The sequence below is a fragment of the Curtobacterium sp. AC268 genome (assembly GCF_979258745.1).
Window position 1 is genome coordinate 2243658 of record NZ_OZ409878.1, and the last position, 17659, is coordinate 2261316.

Here is a 17659-nt window from a genome sequence, read left to right on the forward strand (position 1 = left end):
GGGCAGATGAGCCCTCGAAAGAGGGGGCTCTGCGGTAGACTGGGAGGTGCAGTGCGCGGGCGTTCCGCGCGCAGGCAGGAGCACGCTCGACATGGCAGCAGAATCTGAAGACGACCGGCAGAACCCGCTCGGCGCGGAGACCCCGCAGAGCGAACCGTCCTACGGCGCAGACCAGATTCAGGTGCTCGAGGGGCTCGAGGCCGTCCGCAAGCGCCCCGGTATGTACATCGGTTCGACCGGTCCCCGTGGTCTGCACCACCTCGTCCAGGAGATCGTCGACAACTCCGTCGACGAAGCCCTCGCCGGCTACTGCGACACCATCGACGTGAGCATCCGTGAAGACGGTGGCGTCCGCGTCGTCGACAACGGCCGTGGCATCCCGGTCGACGTCCACGCGGCCGAAGGGGTCTCGACCCTGCAGGTCGTCCTCACCGTCCTGCACGCCGGCGGCAAGTTCGGCGGTGGCGGCTACGCCGTCTCCGGTGGACTGCACGGCGTCGGTTCGTCCGTCGTGAACGCGCTGAGCTCCGAACTCGACGTCGAGGTCCGTCGGCAGGGCCACGTCTGGCGCCAGAGCTACACCGACGGTGTCCCCGTCGCGCCCGTCTCCAAGGACGAAGAGACGGACGAGACCGGCACGACGATCACGTTCTGGCCGAACGCCGAGATCTTCGAGTCCGTCGTCTTCGACTACGAGACCCTGCGCACGCGCTTCCAGCAGATGGCCTTCCTCAACAAGGGCCTGCGGATCAACCTGCGCGACGAGCGCACCCCGGAAGAAGGGGAAGAAGCCCGGAACGACACGTTCATGTACGAGCGCGGTCTCGCCGACTACGTCGAGTACATCAACGCGCAGAAGAAGGCCGACCTCGTCCACCCCGACGTCATCGGCTTCGAGTCCGAGGACCCGGAGCGCAAGATCGCGCTCGAGGTCGCGATGCAGTGGAACACCTCGTACCAGGAGAGCGTCCACACCTTCGCGAACACGATCAACACGCACGAGGGCGGCACCCACGAAGAGGGCTTCCGCGCCGCGCTCACGACCCTCGTCAACCGCTACGCGCGCGAGACGAAGATCATCAAGGAGAAGGACGACAACCTCACGGGTGACGACATCCGCGAAGGGCTGACGGCCGTCATCTCCGTGAAGCTCGGCGAGCCGCAGTTCGAGGGCCAGACGAAGACCAAGCTCGGCAACACCGAGGCGAAGTCGTTCGTGCAGCGCGTCGTCGGCACCGAGCTGACCCACTGGTTCGAGAGCAACCCGACGCAGGCGCGCGACGTCGTCCGCAAGGCGATCCAGGCGTCGCAGGCACGTCTGGCCGCCCGCAAGGCGCGCGAGACCACCCGCCGCAAGGGGCTGCTCGAGTCGGGCGGCATGCCCGGCAAGCTCAAGGACTGCCAGTCGAAGGACCCGACGGTGTCGGAGATCTTCATGGTCGAGGGTGACTCCGCCGGTGGTTCCGCCGTGCAGGGCCGCAACCCGATGACCCAGGCGATCCTGCCCCTGCGTGGCAAGATCCTGAACGTCGAGAAGGCCCGGCTCGACCGCGCCCTCGCGAACCAGGAGATCCAGTCGATGATCACGGCGTTCGGTGCCGGCATCGGTGAGGACTTCGACCCGGACAAGGCCCGGTACCACAAGATCGTGCTGATGGCCGATGCCGACGTCGACGGCCAGCACATCACCACGCTGCTGCTCACACTGCTGTTCCGCTACATGCGTCCGCTCATCGAGCACGGCTACGTGTACCTCGCGCAGCCGCCGCTGTACCGCCTGAAGTGGTCGAACTCGGCACACGAGTACGTCTTCAGCGACCGGGAGCGCGACGCGCTGATGCAGGCGGGCCTCGCAGCCGGCAAGCGCATCCCGAAGGACAACGGGATCCAGCGCTACAAGGGTCTCGGCGAGATGGACTACAAGGAGCTCTGGGACACCACGATGAACCCGGACACCCGCACGCTCCTGCAGGTCACGCTGGAGGACGCGGCTGCGGTGGACAGCGTCTTCTCGACGCTGATGGGTGAGGACGTCGACGCACGTCGCCAGTTCATCCAGCAGAACGCCAAGGACGTCCGCTTCCTCGACATCTAACGGCCAGGAGGCGCGGCGTGAGCCGCGTCGACCAGTCCTGACCACCTGTGGTCGCGCCCGGCGCGACCAACGGAACCACAGCCTCCAGGCTGTCCAGAAAGGGAACGAAGCCACATGGCTGACGACAACGAGAACGGCGCCGACGAGCTGCCCGAGATCGTCCACGGCGACAGCGGGGACATCGTCGTCTCCGGTGACCGCATCTCGCAGGTCGACCTGCAGCTCGAGATGCAGCGCTCGTACCTCGACTACGCGATGTCGGTCATCGTCGGTCGTGCCTTGCCGGAGGTCCGCGACGGCCTCAAGCCGGTGCACCGCCGTGTGATCTACGCGATGTTCGACGGCGGCTACCGCCCGGACCGTGCGTTCTCGAAGTGCTCCCGCGTCGTCGGTGACGTCATGGGCCAGTTCCACCCGCACGGTGACTCGGCGATCTACGACGCCCTGGTCCGCCTGGTGCAGCCGTGGTCGCTCCGCTACCCGCTCGCGCTCGGCCAGGGCAACTTCGGTTCGCCGGGCAACGACGGTGCCGCCGCCCCGCGGTACACCGAGACGAAGATGGCGCCGCTCGCGCTCGAGATGGTCCGCGACATCGACGAGGACACCGTCGACTTCCAGGACAACTACGACGGCCGCACCCAGGAGCCGGCGATCCTGCCGGCCCGGTTCCCGAACCTGCTCGTCAACGGCTCGGTCGGCATCGCAGTCGGCATGGCGACGAACATCCCGCCGCACAACCTGCGCGAGGTCGCCGAGGGTGCCAAGTGGGCGCTCGACAACCCCGACGCCACCCGCGAAGAGCTCCTCGCCGCGCTCATGCAGCGCATCAAGGGCCCGGACTTCCCGACCGGTGCGCAGGTGCTCGGCACCAAGGGCATCCAGGACGCCTACCGCACCGGCCGTGGCTCGATCACGATGCGTGCCGTCGTCTCGGTGGAGGAGATCCAGGGTCGCACCTGCCTCGTCGTCACCGAGCTGCCGTACCAGGTCAACCCGGACAACCTGGCGATCAAGATCGCCGAGCTCGTCAAGGACGGCAAGCTCGCCGGTGTCGCCGACATCCGTGACGAGACCTCGGGCCGTACCGGGCAGCGCCTGGTGATCGTGCTGAAGCGCGACGCCGTCGCCAAGGTCGTGCTGAACAACCTGTACAAGCACACCCAGCTGCAGGAGAACTTCGGCGCGAACATGCTCGCGATCGTCGACGGGGTGCCCCGCACCCTGCCGCTCGACGGCTTCATCTCGGCGTGGGTCGCGCACCAGGTCGACGTCATCGTCCGCCGGACGCAGTTCCGTCTGCGCGAGGCCGAGAAGCGCGCCCACATCCTGCGCGGCTACCTGGCTGCGCTCGACGCCCTCGACGAGGTCATCGCGCTCATCCGTCGCTCGCCCGACGTCGAAGAGGCCCGCACGGGCCTGATGGACCTGCTGTCCGTCGACGAGATCCAGGCGCGCGCGATCCTCGAGCTGCAGCTCCGTCGTCTCGCCGCCCTCGAGCGTCAGAAGATCCACGACGAGGCCGAAGAGCTCGAGCGCAAGATCGCCGACTTCCAGGACATCCTCGGGTCGGAGAGCCGTCAGCGGTCGATCATCCGCGACGAGCTGAGCGAGATCGTCGACCGCTTCGGTGACGACCGCCGGACCGAGATCATGTTCGGCTACGACGGCGACATGTCGATGGAAGACCTGATCCCCGAAGAGGAGATGGTCGTCACCATCACCCGCGGTGGCTACGTCAAGCGCACGCGCAGCGACCAGTATCGCTCGCAGCACCGCGGCGGCCGAGGCGTCCGCGGAGCCCAGCTCCGCGCCGACGACATCGTCGAGCACTTCTTCGTCACGACGACGCACCACTGGCTCCTGTTCCTCACCGACCAGGGCCGGGTCTACCGCGCGAAGGCGTACGAGCTTCAGGAAGCCGGCCGCGACGCGAAGGGCCAGCACGTCGCGAACCTCCTCGCGATGCAGCCCGACGAGCAGATCCAGCAGGTGCTCGACATCCGCGACTACGAGGTCGCGCAGTACCTCGTCCTCGCGACCGAGCACGGCCTGGTGAAGAAGACCGCGCTCACCGAGTACGACACGAACCGCACCGGCGGCATCATCGCGATCAACCTGCGCGACGGTGACAAGCTCCGCCAGGCGCTGCTCGTCGACGAGCACGACGACCTGCTCCTGGTGTCCCGCCAGGGCATGTCGCTCCGGTTCACGGCGACGAACGACACCCTGCGTCCGATGGGTCGCTCGACCTCGGGCGTGAAGGGCATGTCCTTCCGCGACGGCGACTCCCTGCTCGCAGCCCGGGTCGTGTCCGACGACGGCTTCGTCTGGGTGATGACCGAGGGCGGCTACGCCAAGCGCACCGCGGTCGACCAGTACCGTGTGCAGGGCCGTGGTGGTCTGGGCATCAAGGTGGCCAAGTTGGCGGTCGACCGGGGCGACCTTGTGGGCGCTCTCATCGTCGGCGAGGACGACGAGGTGCTCGTCGTGCTGCAATCGGGCAAGGTGGTAAGGTCTGCCGTGGCCGAGGTCCCTGCCAAGGGCCGTGACACGATGGGCGTCGTCTTCGCGAGGTTTGCGGAGAACGACCGGATCATCGCGGTGGCCCGGAACACCGAGCGGAACCTGGACGACCAGGACGACGCCGAGATCGAGCCCGCGGGCCCGGTGGAGACGGTCAGCCCTGCCGAAGCGGCCCCGGATTCCACTGATCCCATCGACACCGAGCCCGTCGCAGACGAGGCCGGAGAGGACCAGTCAAGCAATGAGTAGTGTCGCCGAGAAGCTCCAGAAGAAGGCGAAGCGACCCGTCGGCACCCGCCAGGTGCGGTTGCGGCTGGTCTACGTCGACTTCTGGTCGATGGTGAAGCTCAGCTTCCTCATCGCCCTGGCCGGCAGCATCGTGATCGTGGTCGCCACGGCACTGGTGTGGGTCATCCTGAACCAGACGGGTGTGTTCACCCAGGTCGACGCCCTGTTGAAGGACGTCACCGGACAGAACAGTTACTCGATCATGGACCAGTTCTCGCTGGGCCAGGTGCTCGGGTTCTCCATCGTCGTGGGCATCCTCAACGTGGTCGTCGGCACCGTACTCGGCGCCATCGTGAGCGTGCTCTACAACCTCAGTGTGCGGATCACGGGCGGTCTGCTCGTGGGCTTCACGAACAACTGACACACCCGGGCCGGATGGGCCCACTGCTCGATTTCGTTCCGGCGGCATCGTACGGTAGGCTTTCATCCGGTCTGAGGGGCTATAGCTCAGGCGGTTAGAGCGCTTCGCTGATAACGAAGAGGTCCAAGGTTCAAGTCCTTGTAGCCCCACCAGTTCTCCGGAACAGCACGACAATTCCATCCCGTCGCCGATCACCTCGGTGGCACTCGGGGCCTTAGCTCAGTTGGTAGAGCGCCTGCTTTGCAAGCAGGATGTCGGGAGTTCGATTCTCCCAGGCTCCACTCGCATCAGCCCCTGGTTGCCGACTTCGTCGTCTGCCCAGGGGCTTCGTTCTGTGCCCGTGCGCGCCGCCGCCCCTGCGGCGCGATCGTCGCGGCAGCCCGGTCGTGGTGCTTGTCTGCGCGCCTTCGGCGACGCGCCGCTCCGCGATGGTCGGGTCCGCCAGTCTCCCTGCGGATTGCTTCTGGTCGAGTGGTCGCGACATGCCGCGTGCGGTTCGCCGAGGTGGCTGGAACTGTCGTCTGAGCGTCCTCCGGGCGACAGGTTGTGACCACTCGGGGGCGTGCCCGGGGCGCGTGGCGTGAGCGCGCGGCGGACGGGAGGCGCGGTGCAAGGCCGGCGCGGGCCTCCAGGTTGGTGGGTGGGCGCGTTCAGGGCATGCGGTGCTGGTGTCCGCATGCCCGGCCCGGAGAACGACGAAGGGCCCCGGCGACAGCCGGGGCCCTTCGTACGAACCGGGAGGTCAGGCGGCGGGCTTCTCCGCCGTGTCGGCGTCGTCGGCGACCCACAGGTCATCGTCGGCGCGGAGCGTCTGGTACGCGGCGTACGCAGCACCGGCGACGGCGACGACGCCGACGATGATGAGTGCGACTCCGCCGAAGCCGAGACCCTTCTTCTGCTGCGACGGGACGTACTTCGCCGCGGCCTTCTTCGCGCTCTTGCTCTTCTTCTGCGCGTTCTTCACGATCTTCTTGACCCGGGGGTCCTTCGCGAGATCGGTCACGCTCAGCACCGAACCAGCGGTCGAGACGAGTCCGGGGACCACCTCGGACTGGAACTTGTGCGAAGCGCTCTGCGCTGCCGAGGTGGCAGCGTGCACGCCGGTTGCGAACGCGGGACGGATCCCGTTGTCGATCGCGTTCTGCACGCGGGGTGCGATGTCCTTGCGAGCTGCGTCCGCGGCGTTCGACCGGGCCTCAGCCAGGATCGCGTTCGCGTGCTCGAGGACCTTGCGCTGCTCGCCGAGGAGCGAGGCGGTCTGGCCCTTGAGCTTCTTGATCTGCTTCCGACGCTTTCGCGGGATCTCGATCGTCGTCATCTGGTACCTCCATCGGATCGGCGTGCCCCCATCCTGCCACCACACTGCCTGACAGGTCACGGAACCGCAGCTGTGCAATCCGTCCGCGGTCAGGAGTACATGCGAGAATCGGAACATGTCTCTGCACACCGCTGTCGCAACGATCCACACCAACAAGGGCGACATCCGCGTCAACCTGTTCGGCAACCACGCACCGAAGACCGTCAAGAACTTCGTCGACCTCGCCACGGGCCAGCAGGAGTGGACCCACCCCGGCACGGGCAAGGTCTCGACCGACAAGCTCTACGACGGCGTGATCTTCCACCGCATCATCAAGGACTTCATGATCCAGGGCGGCGACCCGCTCGGCCAGGGCATCGGTGGCCCCGGTTACCGCTTCGACGACGAGATCTCCCCGGAGCTCACGTTCCAGAACCCCTACATCTTCGCCATGGCGAACGCCGGCATCCAGGGCGGCCGCGGCACCAACGGCTCGCAGTTCTTCATCACCACGGTGGCGACGCCGTGGCTGCAGGGCAAGCACACCATCTTCGGTGAGGTCGCCGACGACGAGTCCCGCGCGGTCGTCGACGCGATCGAGGGTGTTCCGACCGACGGTCGCGACAAGCCCGTCGAGGACGTCGTCATCCAGAGCATCGACGTCGAAGGCGTCTGACCCTCACGTGACCGACCAGGCGTACAACCCGAACAACACCTGCTACCGGCATCCGGACCGGCAGAGCTTCGTCCTCTGCCAGCGCTGTGGGCGGACGATCTGCCCGGAGTGCCAGACGCCGGCGGCGGTCGGGGTGCACTGCCCGGAGTGCGTGCGTGAACAGCGCGCACAGTTCGCAGCGAACCGCCGAGCGTCCGGAGCCCCGAGTGGGTTCACGGTCGCTCGGCGGCGTTTCGCCATGCTCGACCAGAAGGCCACGGTCGTCATCGTGGCCGTCACGGTCGCCATCTGGCTGCTCGATCAGGTGAGCGGTGGGTTCTTCTCGAGCCTGTTCGCCTACAACTCGCTGTTGTTCCCGACCCAGCCATGGCGCGTGGTGACGGTCCTGTTCGTGCACTCGGGCATCTTCCACATCCTGTTCAACATGTGGGCGCTGTGGATCTTCGGTCGGATGCTCGAGAACATGCTCGGTGCCTGGCGGTTCCTGGCGCTGTACTTCATCACCGGGATCTTCGGGTCGATGCTCGTGACCTTCCTCGCTCCGGGCACCTGGGTCGTCGGAGCGTCCGGTGCCATCTTCGGTCTCTTCGCCGCGTTCTTCGTGCTGCAGCGCAGCCTGGGGAACAACGCCGTGCAACTCCTCGTGATCATCGGGCTGAACCTGGTGATCGGGTTCCTGCCCGGGACCAACATCTCGTGGCAGGCGCACGTCGGCGGGATCATCGGTGGGTTCGTGATGGGCTTCGTCTTCGCGCAGACGCGGAACATCCGGAAGCGCCCGTTGCAGATCGCGTTGATCGTCGCTGCGGCGGTGCTCGGCCTCGCCCTCACTGCAGTCGGGTACGCCGTCACGGTCGGCTGACACGTCCGCAGCACCACCTTCGAACGCCCCGTCGCACTGCGGCGGGGCGTTCGTCGTTCCCGGGGCACACCGTTGCTGCTCATCCACAGCTCTCCACAGCGTCCCCGGGAGTTATCCACAGCTGTGGAGAAGTCGGTGAGTTACACCAGTGTGATTATCCCCACTGTGGACTCAGCTGTGGATAACTCCGGGGTGGGGGTGTGGATGACCGTGTGGAGAGTGGGGAAAAGTGTGGAGAACGGCCGGATCATCGAGGATCTGCGTTCCTCTGGTGCTCGACCTTGTGGAGAACGACGACGCCCGCCGCACCTTGCGGTGCGACGGGCGTCGAGAGAACAGCGGGCTGGGGGTCAGCGCCACCGGGTGGTCATGAGAAAGCCGACGAACATGATGCCGAAGCCGATCACGATGTTCCACGAGCCGAGGCTCGGAACCGGCAGCGTGGCGTTCGAGATGTAGAAGACGATCACCCACACCAGACCGATGAGCATGAAGCCGAACATGACCGGCTTGAACCACACCGGGTTCGGGGCGTCCCCCGCGGTGTCGACCGAGTCAGCTCGGGTCGTCCGGGCGGGCTTGGTGCGGTCCTTGTCCTTGGCCATGGCCGGTATCCTACCGTGACCACGTGTGTGGATCGGCCCGCGGACCGCCGCACACATCCCCCACGAGTACGGTGAACCGCCATGACCAGGATCCTCGTCGTCGACAACTACGACAGCTTCGTCTACACGCTCAACGGGTACGTGCAGCAGCTCGGTGCCGAGACCGACGTCGTGCGCAACGATGCCTCCCCCGAGTCCGAGATCGCCGACCGCATCGCCGAGTACGACGGCGTGCTCCTGTCCCCGGGTCCGGGTACACCAGCGGCTGCGGGCGTCTCGATCCCCACGGTGCACGCGGCGATCGCTGCGGAGACCCCGCTGCTGGGTGTCTGCCTGGGGCACCAGGCCATCGCTGAGGCCCTCGGCGCGACCGTCACGCACGCCGAGGAGCTCATGCACGGCAAGACCTCCGAGGTCGACCACGACGACAGCGCGCTCTTCGCCGGCGTCCCGCACCCCTTCACGGCCACCCGGTACCACTCGCTCGCGATCGTCGACGGCACCGTCCCCGACGAGCTCACCGTGACCGCGCGCACCGAGGGCGGGGTCATCATGGGCGTCCAGCACCGTGAGCACCCCGTGTTCGGCGTGCAGTTCCACCCGGAGTCCGTGCTGACCGAGGGCGGCTACCGCATGGTCGGCAACTGGCTCGAGACCACCGGCCTGACCGGGGCCGCCGAGCGTGCCGCCGACCTCGGGCCGCTCATCGCCACGCACCGCGCCTGACGAACGCCCGCGGCGACAGACGCCGCCGTGTCCTCGAGACGCCGCCGGATCCGGCGGCGTCTCGTGCGTTCCGGAGCGCCGTGCCGACACGACGGCGTCTGTCCCGCACTGGACCGGACCGCCTGCGTGAGGTGTCGCTGGAGGCGGTCGTGCGCCGCGCCTCCAGGCCGTTGTGTCCAGCGCGGCGAACTGAGGCGACGATCAGACGTGCCTACAGGCATGGAGGCCGAACCGGAGGCCCGTCACCCGTCCGTCAGGAGGGTCAGTTCAGGAGACGGTCGGCTCAGCGACCGTCGTCACCCTTGCCGTCACCGCTGTCGCTGTTCCCGCTCTTGTCGCCACTGTCGTCGTTCGAGGTCGGGGCCTTCGACGGCGCCGCGGAGCGTGCGCAGTAGGTGAGCGTGACGGCGCTGCCCTGGGCGACGTCACCGGCAGGGGTGTCCTGCTGGGTGACGAGGCCACCCGTGCACGAGTACGACGGAGCGCCGTTCACGGTGAGCCCGAGCTGCTCCACGGTGGCCTTCGCCGCCGGGAACTGCTGCTGCGTGACGTCCGGCAGCTGGACCTTGCCGTTGGAGATGGTGAGGTTGATCACGATCCCCTTGGTGTGCAGGGACCCTGACTCGGGGTCGGAACTCAGCACCGTGCCCTCGGGCACGTCGGCCGAGTAGTCGCTCGAGATCGCGCCGAGACGGAACCCGGCGTCGTCGAGAGACTGTTGCGCCGCGGCCTGTGACTGGCCGTCCAGCTCGGGCACGGGGATGCGTTCCGGGCCGAGGGACACGACGACGTCGACGTTCTGGTTGCGCCCGAGGTTCACCCCCGAGCCGGGGTCCGTCCGGATGACCATGCCCTTGTCGACACTGTCGGAGTTCTCCTCGACCTTGACGGGCTTGAGGGACTTCTTCTCGATGGCACTGGCGGCGGCGCTGTAGGTCGAGCCCGCGACGTTCGGCACGCTGACCGAGGACGACACCGGCGGCTTGCCGGGTTGCAGGTTCGCGACGAAGAACACCACGGCGACGATGACTGCGACCGTGAGCAGGATGCCGACCCAGATCCACGCCACCGGTGGGCGGTTCTGCGTGCGCTGCGGTCGGTGCTCGGCGGTGTCGTCGTCGAGCTCGCGGAACGCCGATGCTGCGTTCGTCGTCGTGCGGGGGTCGACGCCGAACAGCACGGTCGACGCGTCGTTCGCAGCGTTCTGCTGCTGCTTCTTGGTGGACGCGGGGACCCGGCCTGCTGCAGCCTGCTGCAGGTCGGCGCGGAACTCGGCCGCGTTCTGGAACCGGCGCGTGCGGTCCTTGACCAGGGCGTGGAGGGTCACGGCGTCGAGGGCAGGTGACACGTCGGGCGAGATCGTCGACGGTGCGACCGCCTGCTCGCTGACGTGCTGGTACGCGACCGCCACCGGGGTGTCGCCGAGGAACGGTGCGCGACCGGTGAGGAGCTCGAAGAGCACGACGCCCGTGGAGTAGAGGTCGGTGCGGGCGTCGACGGTCTCGCCGCGGGCCTGCTCCGGCGAGAAGTACGAGGCGGTGCCGAGGATCGACGTGGTCTGCGCGACCGTCGCCGAGGTGTCGGTGATGGCACGGGCGATGCCGAAGTCCATGACCTTGACCTGGCCGCTGTGCGTGACCATGACGTTGGCGGGCTTGATGTCCCGGTGGACGACGCCGGCGCGGTGCGAGTACTCGAGTGCGGTGAGGATGCCCTCGGTGATGCGGACGGCTTCGTCCGGGGCGACGGCGCCCTCGGCGATGATGTCGGAGAGCGGTCGGCCCTCGACGTACTCCATCACGATGAAGGGGACCTGCACCTCGGCACCCGACGGCTCGGACACCGTCTCTTCGCCGGCGTCGTACACGCGGACCACGGTCGGGTGCGCCATGCGGGCGGCGGCCTGGGCTTCCTGTCGGAAACGCGTGCGGAAGGCCGGGTCGTTGGCGAGGCTCGGCTTGAGGAGCTTCACCGCGACCTTGCGGCCGAGACGGGTGTCGATGCCGAGGTGCACGGTCGCCATGCCGCCCCGACCGATGACGTCACCGATCTCGTAGCGATTGGCGAGGAGCGTGATCCCCGCGGTCACACCTTCTGGCACGTACTCCTCCGTCTGTTCGTCCGGCCTAGTGTACGACAGCACCACCTGGTGGGACGCTGGTCACGGAGGGGCCGACCGAACCGTTACCGAACGGTGTCGACAGTCCCCGTCCGGGGGTCGTTCACAGGTTGTCCTGCGGGGTCTCGGTCGGGTTCGGTGTGTCACCGGGGTCGGTACCGTTGCCCGGATCCTCGGTGTCGGGGGCGGTCCAGGTGGCCGTCGCGGCGTCCGATCCCGGGGACTTCGCGAGGTCGCTCCCGTTCGCGCCGCAGGTGACGGAGTACTTGAACGTGACCGGCTGGTCGGCTGCGTCGGCCTGGATGCTGACGGCTGTCGAGGAGATCGTGCCCGAGGTCGCTCCGGAGGAGTCCTTGCCGCCGGTCACGTTCCACGAGTAGGTGGAGACGCTGTACCCGGTCGGGCACGTGGCTGTCTCCCAGCTGAAGGTCACCGATCCGGTGTCGGAGACGTCGCCGGCCTCGGGAGCGGCTGGCTTCGAGACGGTCGGCGGCGTGGTCCACTGCCGGATCGTCACGGTGTCGCCGGGGACGAGGCTGCCGGTCGGGTCGAGCGACTGGACGGTGTTCGGGCTGTTGGAGCCGGTCGCCGCGTCGCCGTCGACGACGGTTGCCACGAGTCCGAGCTGGCCGAGTTCGGTCTGCACCTCGGAGGTCGGGCGGCCGATGTAGTCCGACGAGTCGATGTCGACGCGGGCCACGGAGGGCGTGGGGCTCGGCGTGGTCTCCGTCGGGGTCGCTCGGGGAGTCGACCGCGACGGACTCGGTGACGGGTCCGGCGCACTGTTGCCGTTCAGGGCGAAGACAGCGATGCCCGCGGCGATGGCGAGCACGACGACGGCGCCCACGACCCACCAGATCCAGGCGCGCTTCTTCTTCGGCTCCTCGGACTCGTCGGAGACGGGCGAGCGGGGGGTGCCCGGCCCGCCGGCCACCGCGCCGGCCTGCGTGCCGATGAGTGCGGTCGCGGCGTCGTTCCCCTGACCCTGCGGCGGGTTGAACGCGACGGTGCCGTTCCCCGCGATCGCGGGGACGGCCACGGTGGCCGCAGCGACGTCACCACGGCGGAGCGCCTGTGCGGCACGGGCGAGGTTGGCGGCCGTCGCGGGACGGTCGGCGGGCTTCTTCGCGATGCACGAGATGACCAGGGCCGAGACGGGCTCCGGGATGTCCCCGGGCAGCGGCGGCGGCTGCTCGTTGATGTGCGCCATCGCGATCGCGACCTGCGACTCGCCGGTGAACGGACGACGACCCGCCAGGGCCTCGTACGCGACGATGCCGAGCGAGTAGATGTCGGTCGACGGCGAGGCGGGGTGGCCGCTCGCCTGCTCGGGCGACAGGTACTGCACCGTGCCCATCACCTGACCGGTCGCGGTGAGCGGGACCTGGTCGGCGATGCGGGCGATGCCGAAGTCGGTGATCTTGACGCGACCGTCGGGCGTGATGAGCAGGTTGCCGGGCTTGATGTCGCGGTGCACCAGGCCGACCGCGTGCGCGGCCTGCAGGGCGTTGGCGGTCTGCGCGACGATGTCGAGCACCTTGTCGACCGGGAGCGTGTGCTCGCGCTCGATCATGGTCGACAGGGCCTCGCCGGGGACGAGCTCCATCACGAGGTAGGCGCTGCCGTCCTCTTCGCCGTAGTCGAAGACGTTGGCGATGCCCTCGTGGTTGACGAGGGCAGCGTGCCGGGCCTCGGCGCGGAAGCGCTCGAGGAAACCGGGGTCACCGAGGTACTCGTCCTTGAGGATCTTGAGTGCGACGGTTCGGCCGATGACGAGGTCGGTCGCCTGCCACACCTCGCCCATGCCGCCGATGGCGACCCGGGAGGAGAGCTGGTACCGCCCACCGAAGGTGAGTCCGCTGGTGGGTCTCATTTGTTCAGCACCGCCTCCATGACTTTCTTCGCGACCGGGGCCGCGACCGTGTTGCCGACTCCGGACTGCCCGAGCCCGCCGCCGTTGCCGACGACGACCGCCACGGCGACCTCCGGGTCCTTGGCGGGGGCGAACCCCGTGAACCAGAGCGTGTAGGGATCGCCGGTGCCACCTTCGGCCGTGCCGGTCTTGCCGGCGACGTCGACACCGTCGATCTTGGCATTGGTACCGGTCCCCGCGTTCACGACGCTCTGCATGGCCTCGGTGAGGTCAGCGGACTCGGAGGGTGACAGCGGATCACTGTACTGCCTCGGGGAGAAGGACTCGACCGTCTTCAGGTCGCTCGTGGTGATCGAGTCGATGAGCGACGGCTGCATGACCTTGCCGCCGTTCGCGATGCCGGCGGACACCATCGCCATCTGCAGCGGGGAGACCCGGACGCTCGCCTGGCCGAAGGCGCTCAGCATGAGCTGGGCCGTCGAGTCGACGTCGGGGTACTGGCTCGCGGTGGCAGCCATCGGGACCTCGATCGCGTCGCCGAAGCCGTACTTGTCGGCCATGCTCTTGATCGCGTCGTACCCGAGCTTCTGGCCGAGTTCAGCGAAGGGGATGTTGCACGAGTACTGGATGGCCGTGCGGAGCTTGACCTTGTCGCCGCCGCCGCAGGTGCCGCCCTCGGCGTTGTTGATGTACGAGCTCGTCCCGGGCAGCTGCAGTCGCGACGGGTTCGGGAACGTGGAGTCGAGGTTGTACTTGCCGCCCTCGAGTGCCGCGGAGGCCACCACGAGCTTGAACACCGACCCGGGTGTGTACAGGTCGCCGCCGATGGCGCGGTTCTGCAGCGGGGCGGTGTCGGCGCCGAGCAGGGCGTCGTACTGGCGCTTGACCTCGGCCGTGTCGTGTGAGGTGAGCGAGTTCGGGTCGTAGCTCGGCTTCGACACCATCGCGAGGATCTTGCCGGTCTTCGGTTGGATCGCGACGACGGCACCGCTGTTGGTGCCGAGTGCGTCGTACGCGGCCTGCTGCACGTCGGGGTCGATGGTCAGGTTGACGTTGTCGCCCTGGACGTCCTGGCCGGTGAGGATCGAGTTGAGGTTCTGGAAGAACGAGGCGTCGGAGTTGCCCGACAGCACGGTGTTCTCCGCGCTCTCGATGCCGGTGTTGCCCTGCCCGATCGTGAAGTACCCGGTCACCGCCGAGTACAGGTCGCCGTTCGTGTACTTCCGCTGGTACTCGTACTGGTCGTCCACCGGGGTCGACTCGGCGATCGGGCTGCCGTCGACGAGGATCGCGCCACGCTTCGTCGAGTAACTGTCCAAGATGGTCCGGGAGTTCCGGGAGTCGGCGCGCAACGAGTCCGCTGCGAAGAACTGGATCGACGTCGTCGACACGAAGAGTGCGACGAACATGAGCACGATGACGGTCGAGACACCGCGGAGCTGTCGGTTCATCGACGACGCTCCTTCCTGGTCCGCCCGCTCGCGGCGGGGAGCGCGCCCTGCTGGACACGCTGTTCGGCGGGGATCGAGTCGGTCAGGCGCAGCAGCATCGCGGCGATGATCCAGTTGGCGATGAGCGAGGAACCACCGGCGGCCATGAACGGCGTCGTCAGGCCCGTCACCGGGATGATCCGGGTGATGCCACCGACGACCACGAACACCTGCAGGGCGATGATGAAGCCGAAGCCGACACCGAGCAGCTTGCCGAAGTCGTCCTGCGCCATGAACCCGACGCGGATACCGCGCGATGCGAAGACGATGAAGAGGGCGAGGATCGCGAAGACGCCGATCAGGCCGAGCTCCTCGCCGAGCGACGCGACGATGTAGTCGGCGTTGGCGACCGGCGTGATGTACGGCCGGCCCTGCCCGAGCCCGGTCCCGGTGATCCCGCCGTTCGCGAAGCCGAACAGGCCCTGCACGAGCTGGTAGCTCGCCTGGGTGTCGCGGCTGAAGACCTCTTGGTTGAACGGGTCGAGCCACTGCTCGAAGCGGCCGCGCACGTACTCCAGGACGCTCTGTGCGACGAGGGCGCCACCGATGAACAGCGTGAGCCCGATCGCGACCCAGCTGATGCGTGCCGTGGCGACGTAGATCATCACGAGGAACAGGCCGAAGTAGAGCAGGGCGGTGCCGAGGTCGCGCTGGAACACGAGGACGGCCATCGCGGCGCCCCACATCACCAGGATCGGACCGAGGTCACGGGCACGCGGGAACGTCATGCCGAGGAACTTCTTGCCGACGATCGACAGCGAGTCGCGGGCGGTGACGAGGTACCCGGCGAAGAACAGCGCCATTGTGATCTTCGCGAGTTCACCGGGCTGGAACGAGAACGGACCGATCTTGATCCAGACCCGCGCGCCACCGATGTTCGTGCCGATGCCCGGCAGCATCGGCAGGAGCAGCAGGACGATCGTCAGCGCCATGAAGATGTAGCGGTACCGCTGCAGGAACCGGTGGTTGCGGACGGCGACGAGCGTGATGATCGCCAGGACCATCGCGAGCATCGTCCAGACGATCTGCTTCACGCCGATGGCGTCCCAGCCGGACAGGCCGTTGTGGACGTCGATGCGGTAGATCTCGGCGATGCCGATGCCGTTCAGGACGAGCGCGATCGGCAGGATGAACGGGTCGGCGTTCTTCGCCACGACCCGCAGCACCACGTGCATGACGAGTGCGAGCCCGAGGATGCCGCCGCCGACCCAGAGCACCGACTGGTCGAACAGTCGGCCCTTGGTGCCGAGCTGCACGAGCACCATCGCACCCGCGCAGATGCCGCACGCGATGACGAGCAGGAAGAGCTCGAGGTTCCGCGCGCGAGCGGGCTCCCGGAGCTTGATCGTGATCGCCTGGGTGAAGGACTGGGCGGCCGTGGCGTTGCTCATCGCGGGCTCCGCGTCGGACTCGGAGACGGCGATCGGGTCGGCGAGGGCGACGGTGACGAGCTGGCGTCGCCGTCCCCACCGGTGCCGGCCTGGTCCTGGCCGGTCGCGGCGGCCTTGCGCAGGCGGTCGACGATGTCACGGGCGTCGGTGAGGGACTGCGCGTTGATCGTCGAGCGGACGTTCTCGCGGGTGTAGTCCGGCAGCGACGAGACCGTGATGTCGGTGTCCTCGTACACGTCCGACAAGGCCAACGGCCCGATCGACTGCTGCACGCCCTTGTAGATCGCGACGGTGCCGCGGTCGGTGCCGACGTAGTAGTGGTCCTGCGTGATCCGCCAGCCGATGAACACCGCGCCGACGAGCACGGCGACCGCGACCACGAGCGCGACGGTCCAGGACACCCGACGGCGGATGCGGCGTCGGCGGTCCTCGGCGATGAGCTCGGCGAAGAACTGGTCGGACTCGGGCTCGAAGTGCGAGTCCTCGGGCGCGGTGGTGACCTTGAGCGGGTGGAGCAGGATCGTGGGGAGGCGGATCGGCTTGCGGCCGGTCGACGCCTCGAAGGTGAGCGGTGCCGCAGCGGAGCCGACCGTGGTGGCCGCGTCGTCGTCGTCTTCGGGTTCGGTGTCCGTGACGTCCATCACCACGACGGTGACGTTGTCGGGGGCACCGTGGTCGAGCGTCTCCTTCACCAGGCGCTGCGTGACCTGGTTGGCGTCCATGTTCGAGGCCAAAGCGTGGCGGATGCGCTCTTCGGCCAGGTACGAGGACAGGCCGTCGGAGCAGAGCAGCCAGCGGTCGCCCGGCTGGATGTCCATGATCGCCGTGTCGACCTCGGGGGCGGCGTCGACGTCGCCGAGCACGCGCATCAGCACGGAGCGGCGCGGGTGGACCGCGGCTTCCTCGGGCGTGATCCGGCCGCTGTCGACGAGCCGCTGGACGAAGGTGTGGTCGGACGTGATCTGCTGCAGCTCGCCGTCGCGGTGACGGTAGATGCGGGAGTCGCCGATGTGCGCGATCGCGATCTGCTCGCCGACGCGGATCATCGCGGACACCGTGGTGCCCATGCCGGTGAGCTCCTGGTGCTCGAACACGGTCTCGGTGATCAACTGGTTCGCCGCGATGAGTGCCGACTGCAGTGCGAACTCGGCGTCGTGCGCCGACGGGAACTCGCGATCGACCTCGCGGATGCGTCGGATCGCAATCGCCGAGGCGACGTCACCGCCGGCGTGGCCGCCCATGCCGTCCGCCACCGCGAACAGGTGCGCCCCGGCGTAGCCGGAGTCCTGGTTGTTCGCGCGGATGCGCCCCACGTGGGACACAGCGGCGCTCAGCGTGCGAGCGGTCATGCCG

Annotated in this window: 13 protein-coding genes and 2 tRNA genes; 8 read left to right on the top strand and 7 right to left on the bottom strand. The window is 67.9% G+C overall.

Annotated elements, in window-relative coordinates; genetic code table 11:
- Positions 1-91: 91 nt before the first annotated feature.
- The 5 genes from gyrB (at position 92) to ACZZ9K_RS10720 (ending at position 5548) form a co-directional block, all read left to right on the top strand.
- Complete coding sequence (gene gyrB, locus ACZZ9K_RS10700) at positions 92-2095, top strand: DNA topoisomerase (ATP-hydrolyzing) subunit B (protein ID WP_406882199.1); 2004 nt, start codon at positions 92-94, stop codon at positions 2093-2095.
- Between the two features lie 114 nt (positions 2096-2209).
- Positions 2210-4867, top strand: coding sequence for a DNA gyrase subunit A (gene gyrA / locus ACZZ9K_RS10705; protein ID WP_138802195.1), 2658 nt, complete (start codon positions 2210-2212; stop codon positions 4865-4867).
- The gene (locus ACZZ9K_RS10710; RefSeq protein ID WP_027466922.1) at positions 4860-5267 is read left to right on the top strand and encodes a DUF3566 domain-containing protein; all 408 of its coding nucleotides are present in this window, start codon (positions 4860-4862) and stop codon (positions 5265-5267) included. Before gyrA ends, ACZZ9K_RS10710 begins: the two co-directional genes overlap by 8 nt.
- Before the next feature lie 75 nt (positions 5268-5342).
- Positions 5343-5419 (top strand) — tRNA-Ile (locus tag ACZZ9K_RS10715).
- A 56-nt stretch (positions 5420-5475) separates the two neighbouring features.
- Positions 5476-5548, top strand: a tRNA-Ala gene (locus ACZZ9K_RS10720).
- A 461-nt stretch (positions 5549-6009) separates the two neighbouring features.
- Here the strand turns inward: ACZZ9K_RS10720 and ACZZ9K_RS10725 are convergent.
- Entirely contained in the window at positions 6010-6585 is a 576-nt protein-coding gene (locus ACZZ9K_RS10725; RefSeq protein ID WP_051597033.1) for a hypothetical protein, read from the bottom strand.
- A 115-nt stretch (positions 6586-6700) separates the two neighbouring features.
- Between ACZZ9K_RS10725 and ACZZ9K_RS10730 the strand changes: the two genes are divergently transcribed.
- Entirely contained in the window at positions 6701-7240 is a 540-nt protein-coding gene (locus ACZZ9K_RS10730) for a peptidylprolyl isomerase (RefSeq protein WP_027466924.1), read from the top strand.
- 238 nt (positions 7241-7478) lie between these two features.
- Positions 7479-8102 carry a rhomboid family intramembrane serine protease gene (locus tag ACZZ9K_RS10735; protein ID WP_308202704.1) on the top strand — a complete coding sequence of 208 codons (624 nt, stop codon included), beginning with the start codon at positions 7479-7481 and terminating at the stop codon, positions 8100-8102.
- A 350-nt stretch (positions 8103-8452) separates the two neighbouring features.
- Here ACZZ9K_RS10735 and ACZZ9K_RS10740 read toward each other — a convergent pair whose 3' ends face one another.
- Positions 8453-8707, bottom strand: coding sequence for a cell division protein CrgA (locus ACZZ9K_RS10740; protein WP_027466926.1), 255 nt, complete (start codon positions 8705-8707; stop codon positions 8453-8455).
- A gap of 81 nt (positions 8708-8788) precedes the next feature.
- Between ACZZ9K_RS10740 and ACZZ9K_RS10745 the strand changes: the two genes are divergently transcribed.
- Complete coding sequence (locus ACZZ9K_RS10745) at positions 8789-9433, top strand: aminodeoxychorismate/anthranilate synthase component II (RefSeq protein WP_463444021.1); 645 nt, start codon at positions 8789-8791, stop codon at positions 9431-9433.
- A gap of 283 nt (positions 9434-9716) precedes the next feature.
- Here the strand turns inward: ACZZ9K_RS10745 and pknB are convergent, their stop codons facing one another.
- From pknB to ACZZ9K_RS10770, 5 genes are all read right to left on the bottom strand, one after another.
- Entirely contained in the window at positions 9717-11534 is a 1818-nt protein-coding gene (pknB, locus tag ACZZ9K_RS10750; RefSeq protein ID WP_260678774.1) for a Stk1 family PASTA domain-containing Ser/Thr kinase, read from the bottom strand.
- Positions 11535-11655: 121 nt separating this feature from the next.
- A complete protein-coding gene (locus tag ACZZ9K_RS10755; protein WP_138802198.1) occupies positions 11656-13425 on the bottom strand; it encodes a protein kinase domain-containing protein in 1770 nt (589 codons plus the stop codon).
- On the bottom strand, positions 13422-14876 hold the full coding sequence (locus ACZZ9K_RS10760) for a peptidoglycan D,D-transpeptidase FtsI family protein (protein ID WP_138802199.1): 1455 nt from the start codon (positions 14874-14876) through the stop codon (positions 13422-13424). The genes ACZZ9K_RS10755 and ACZZ9K_RS10760 overlap by 4 nt, the downstream gene beginning before the upstream one ends.
- Positions 14873-16306, bottom strand: a complete 1434-nt coding sequence (locus ACZZ9K_RS10765) for an FtsW/RodA/SpoVE family cell cycle protein (RefSeq protein WP_027466931.1) — start codon at positions 16304-16306, stop codon at positions 14873-14875. The genes ACZZ9K_RS10760 and ACZZ9K_RS10765 overlap by 4 nt, the downstream gene beginning before the upstream one ends.
- Positions 16303-17655 (bottom strand): Stp1/IreP family PP2C-type Ser/Thr phosphatase, encoded by a 1353-nt coding sequence (locus tag ACZZ9K_RS10770; protein WP_138802200.1) that lies wholly within the window; start codon positions 17653-17655, stop codon positions 16303-16305. Before ACZZ9K_RS10770 ends, ACZZ9K_RS10765 begins: the two co-directional genes overlap by 4 nt.
- Between the last annotated feature and the right edge of the window lie 4 nt (positions 17656-17659).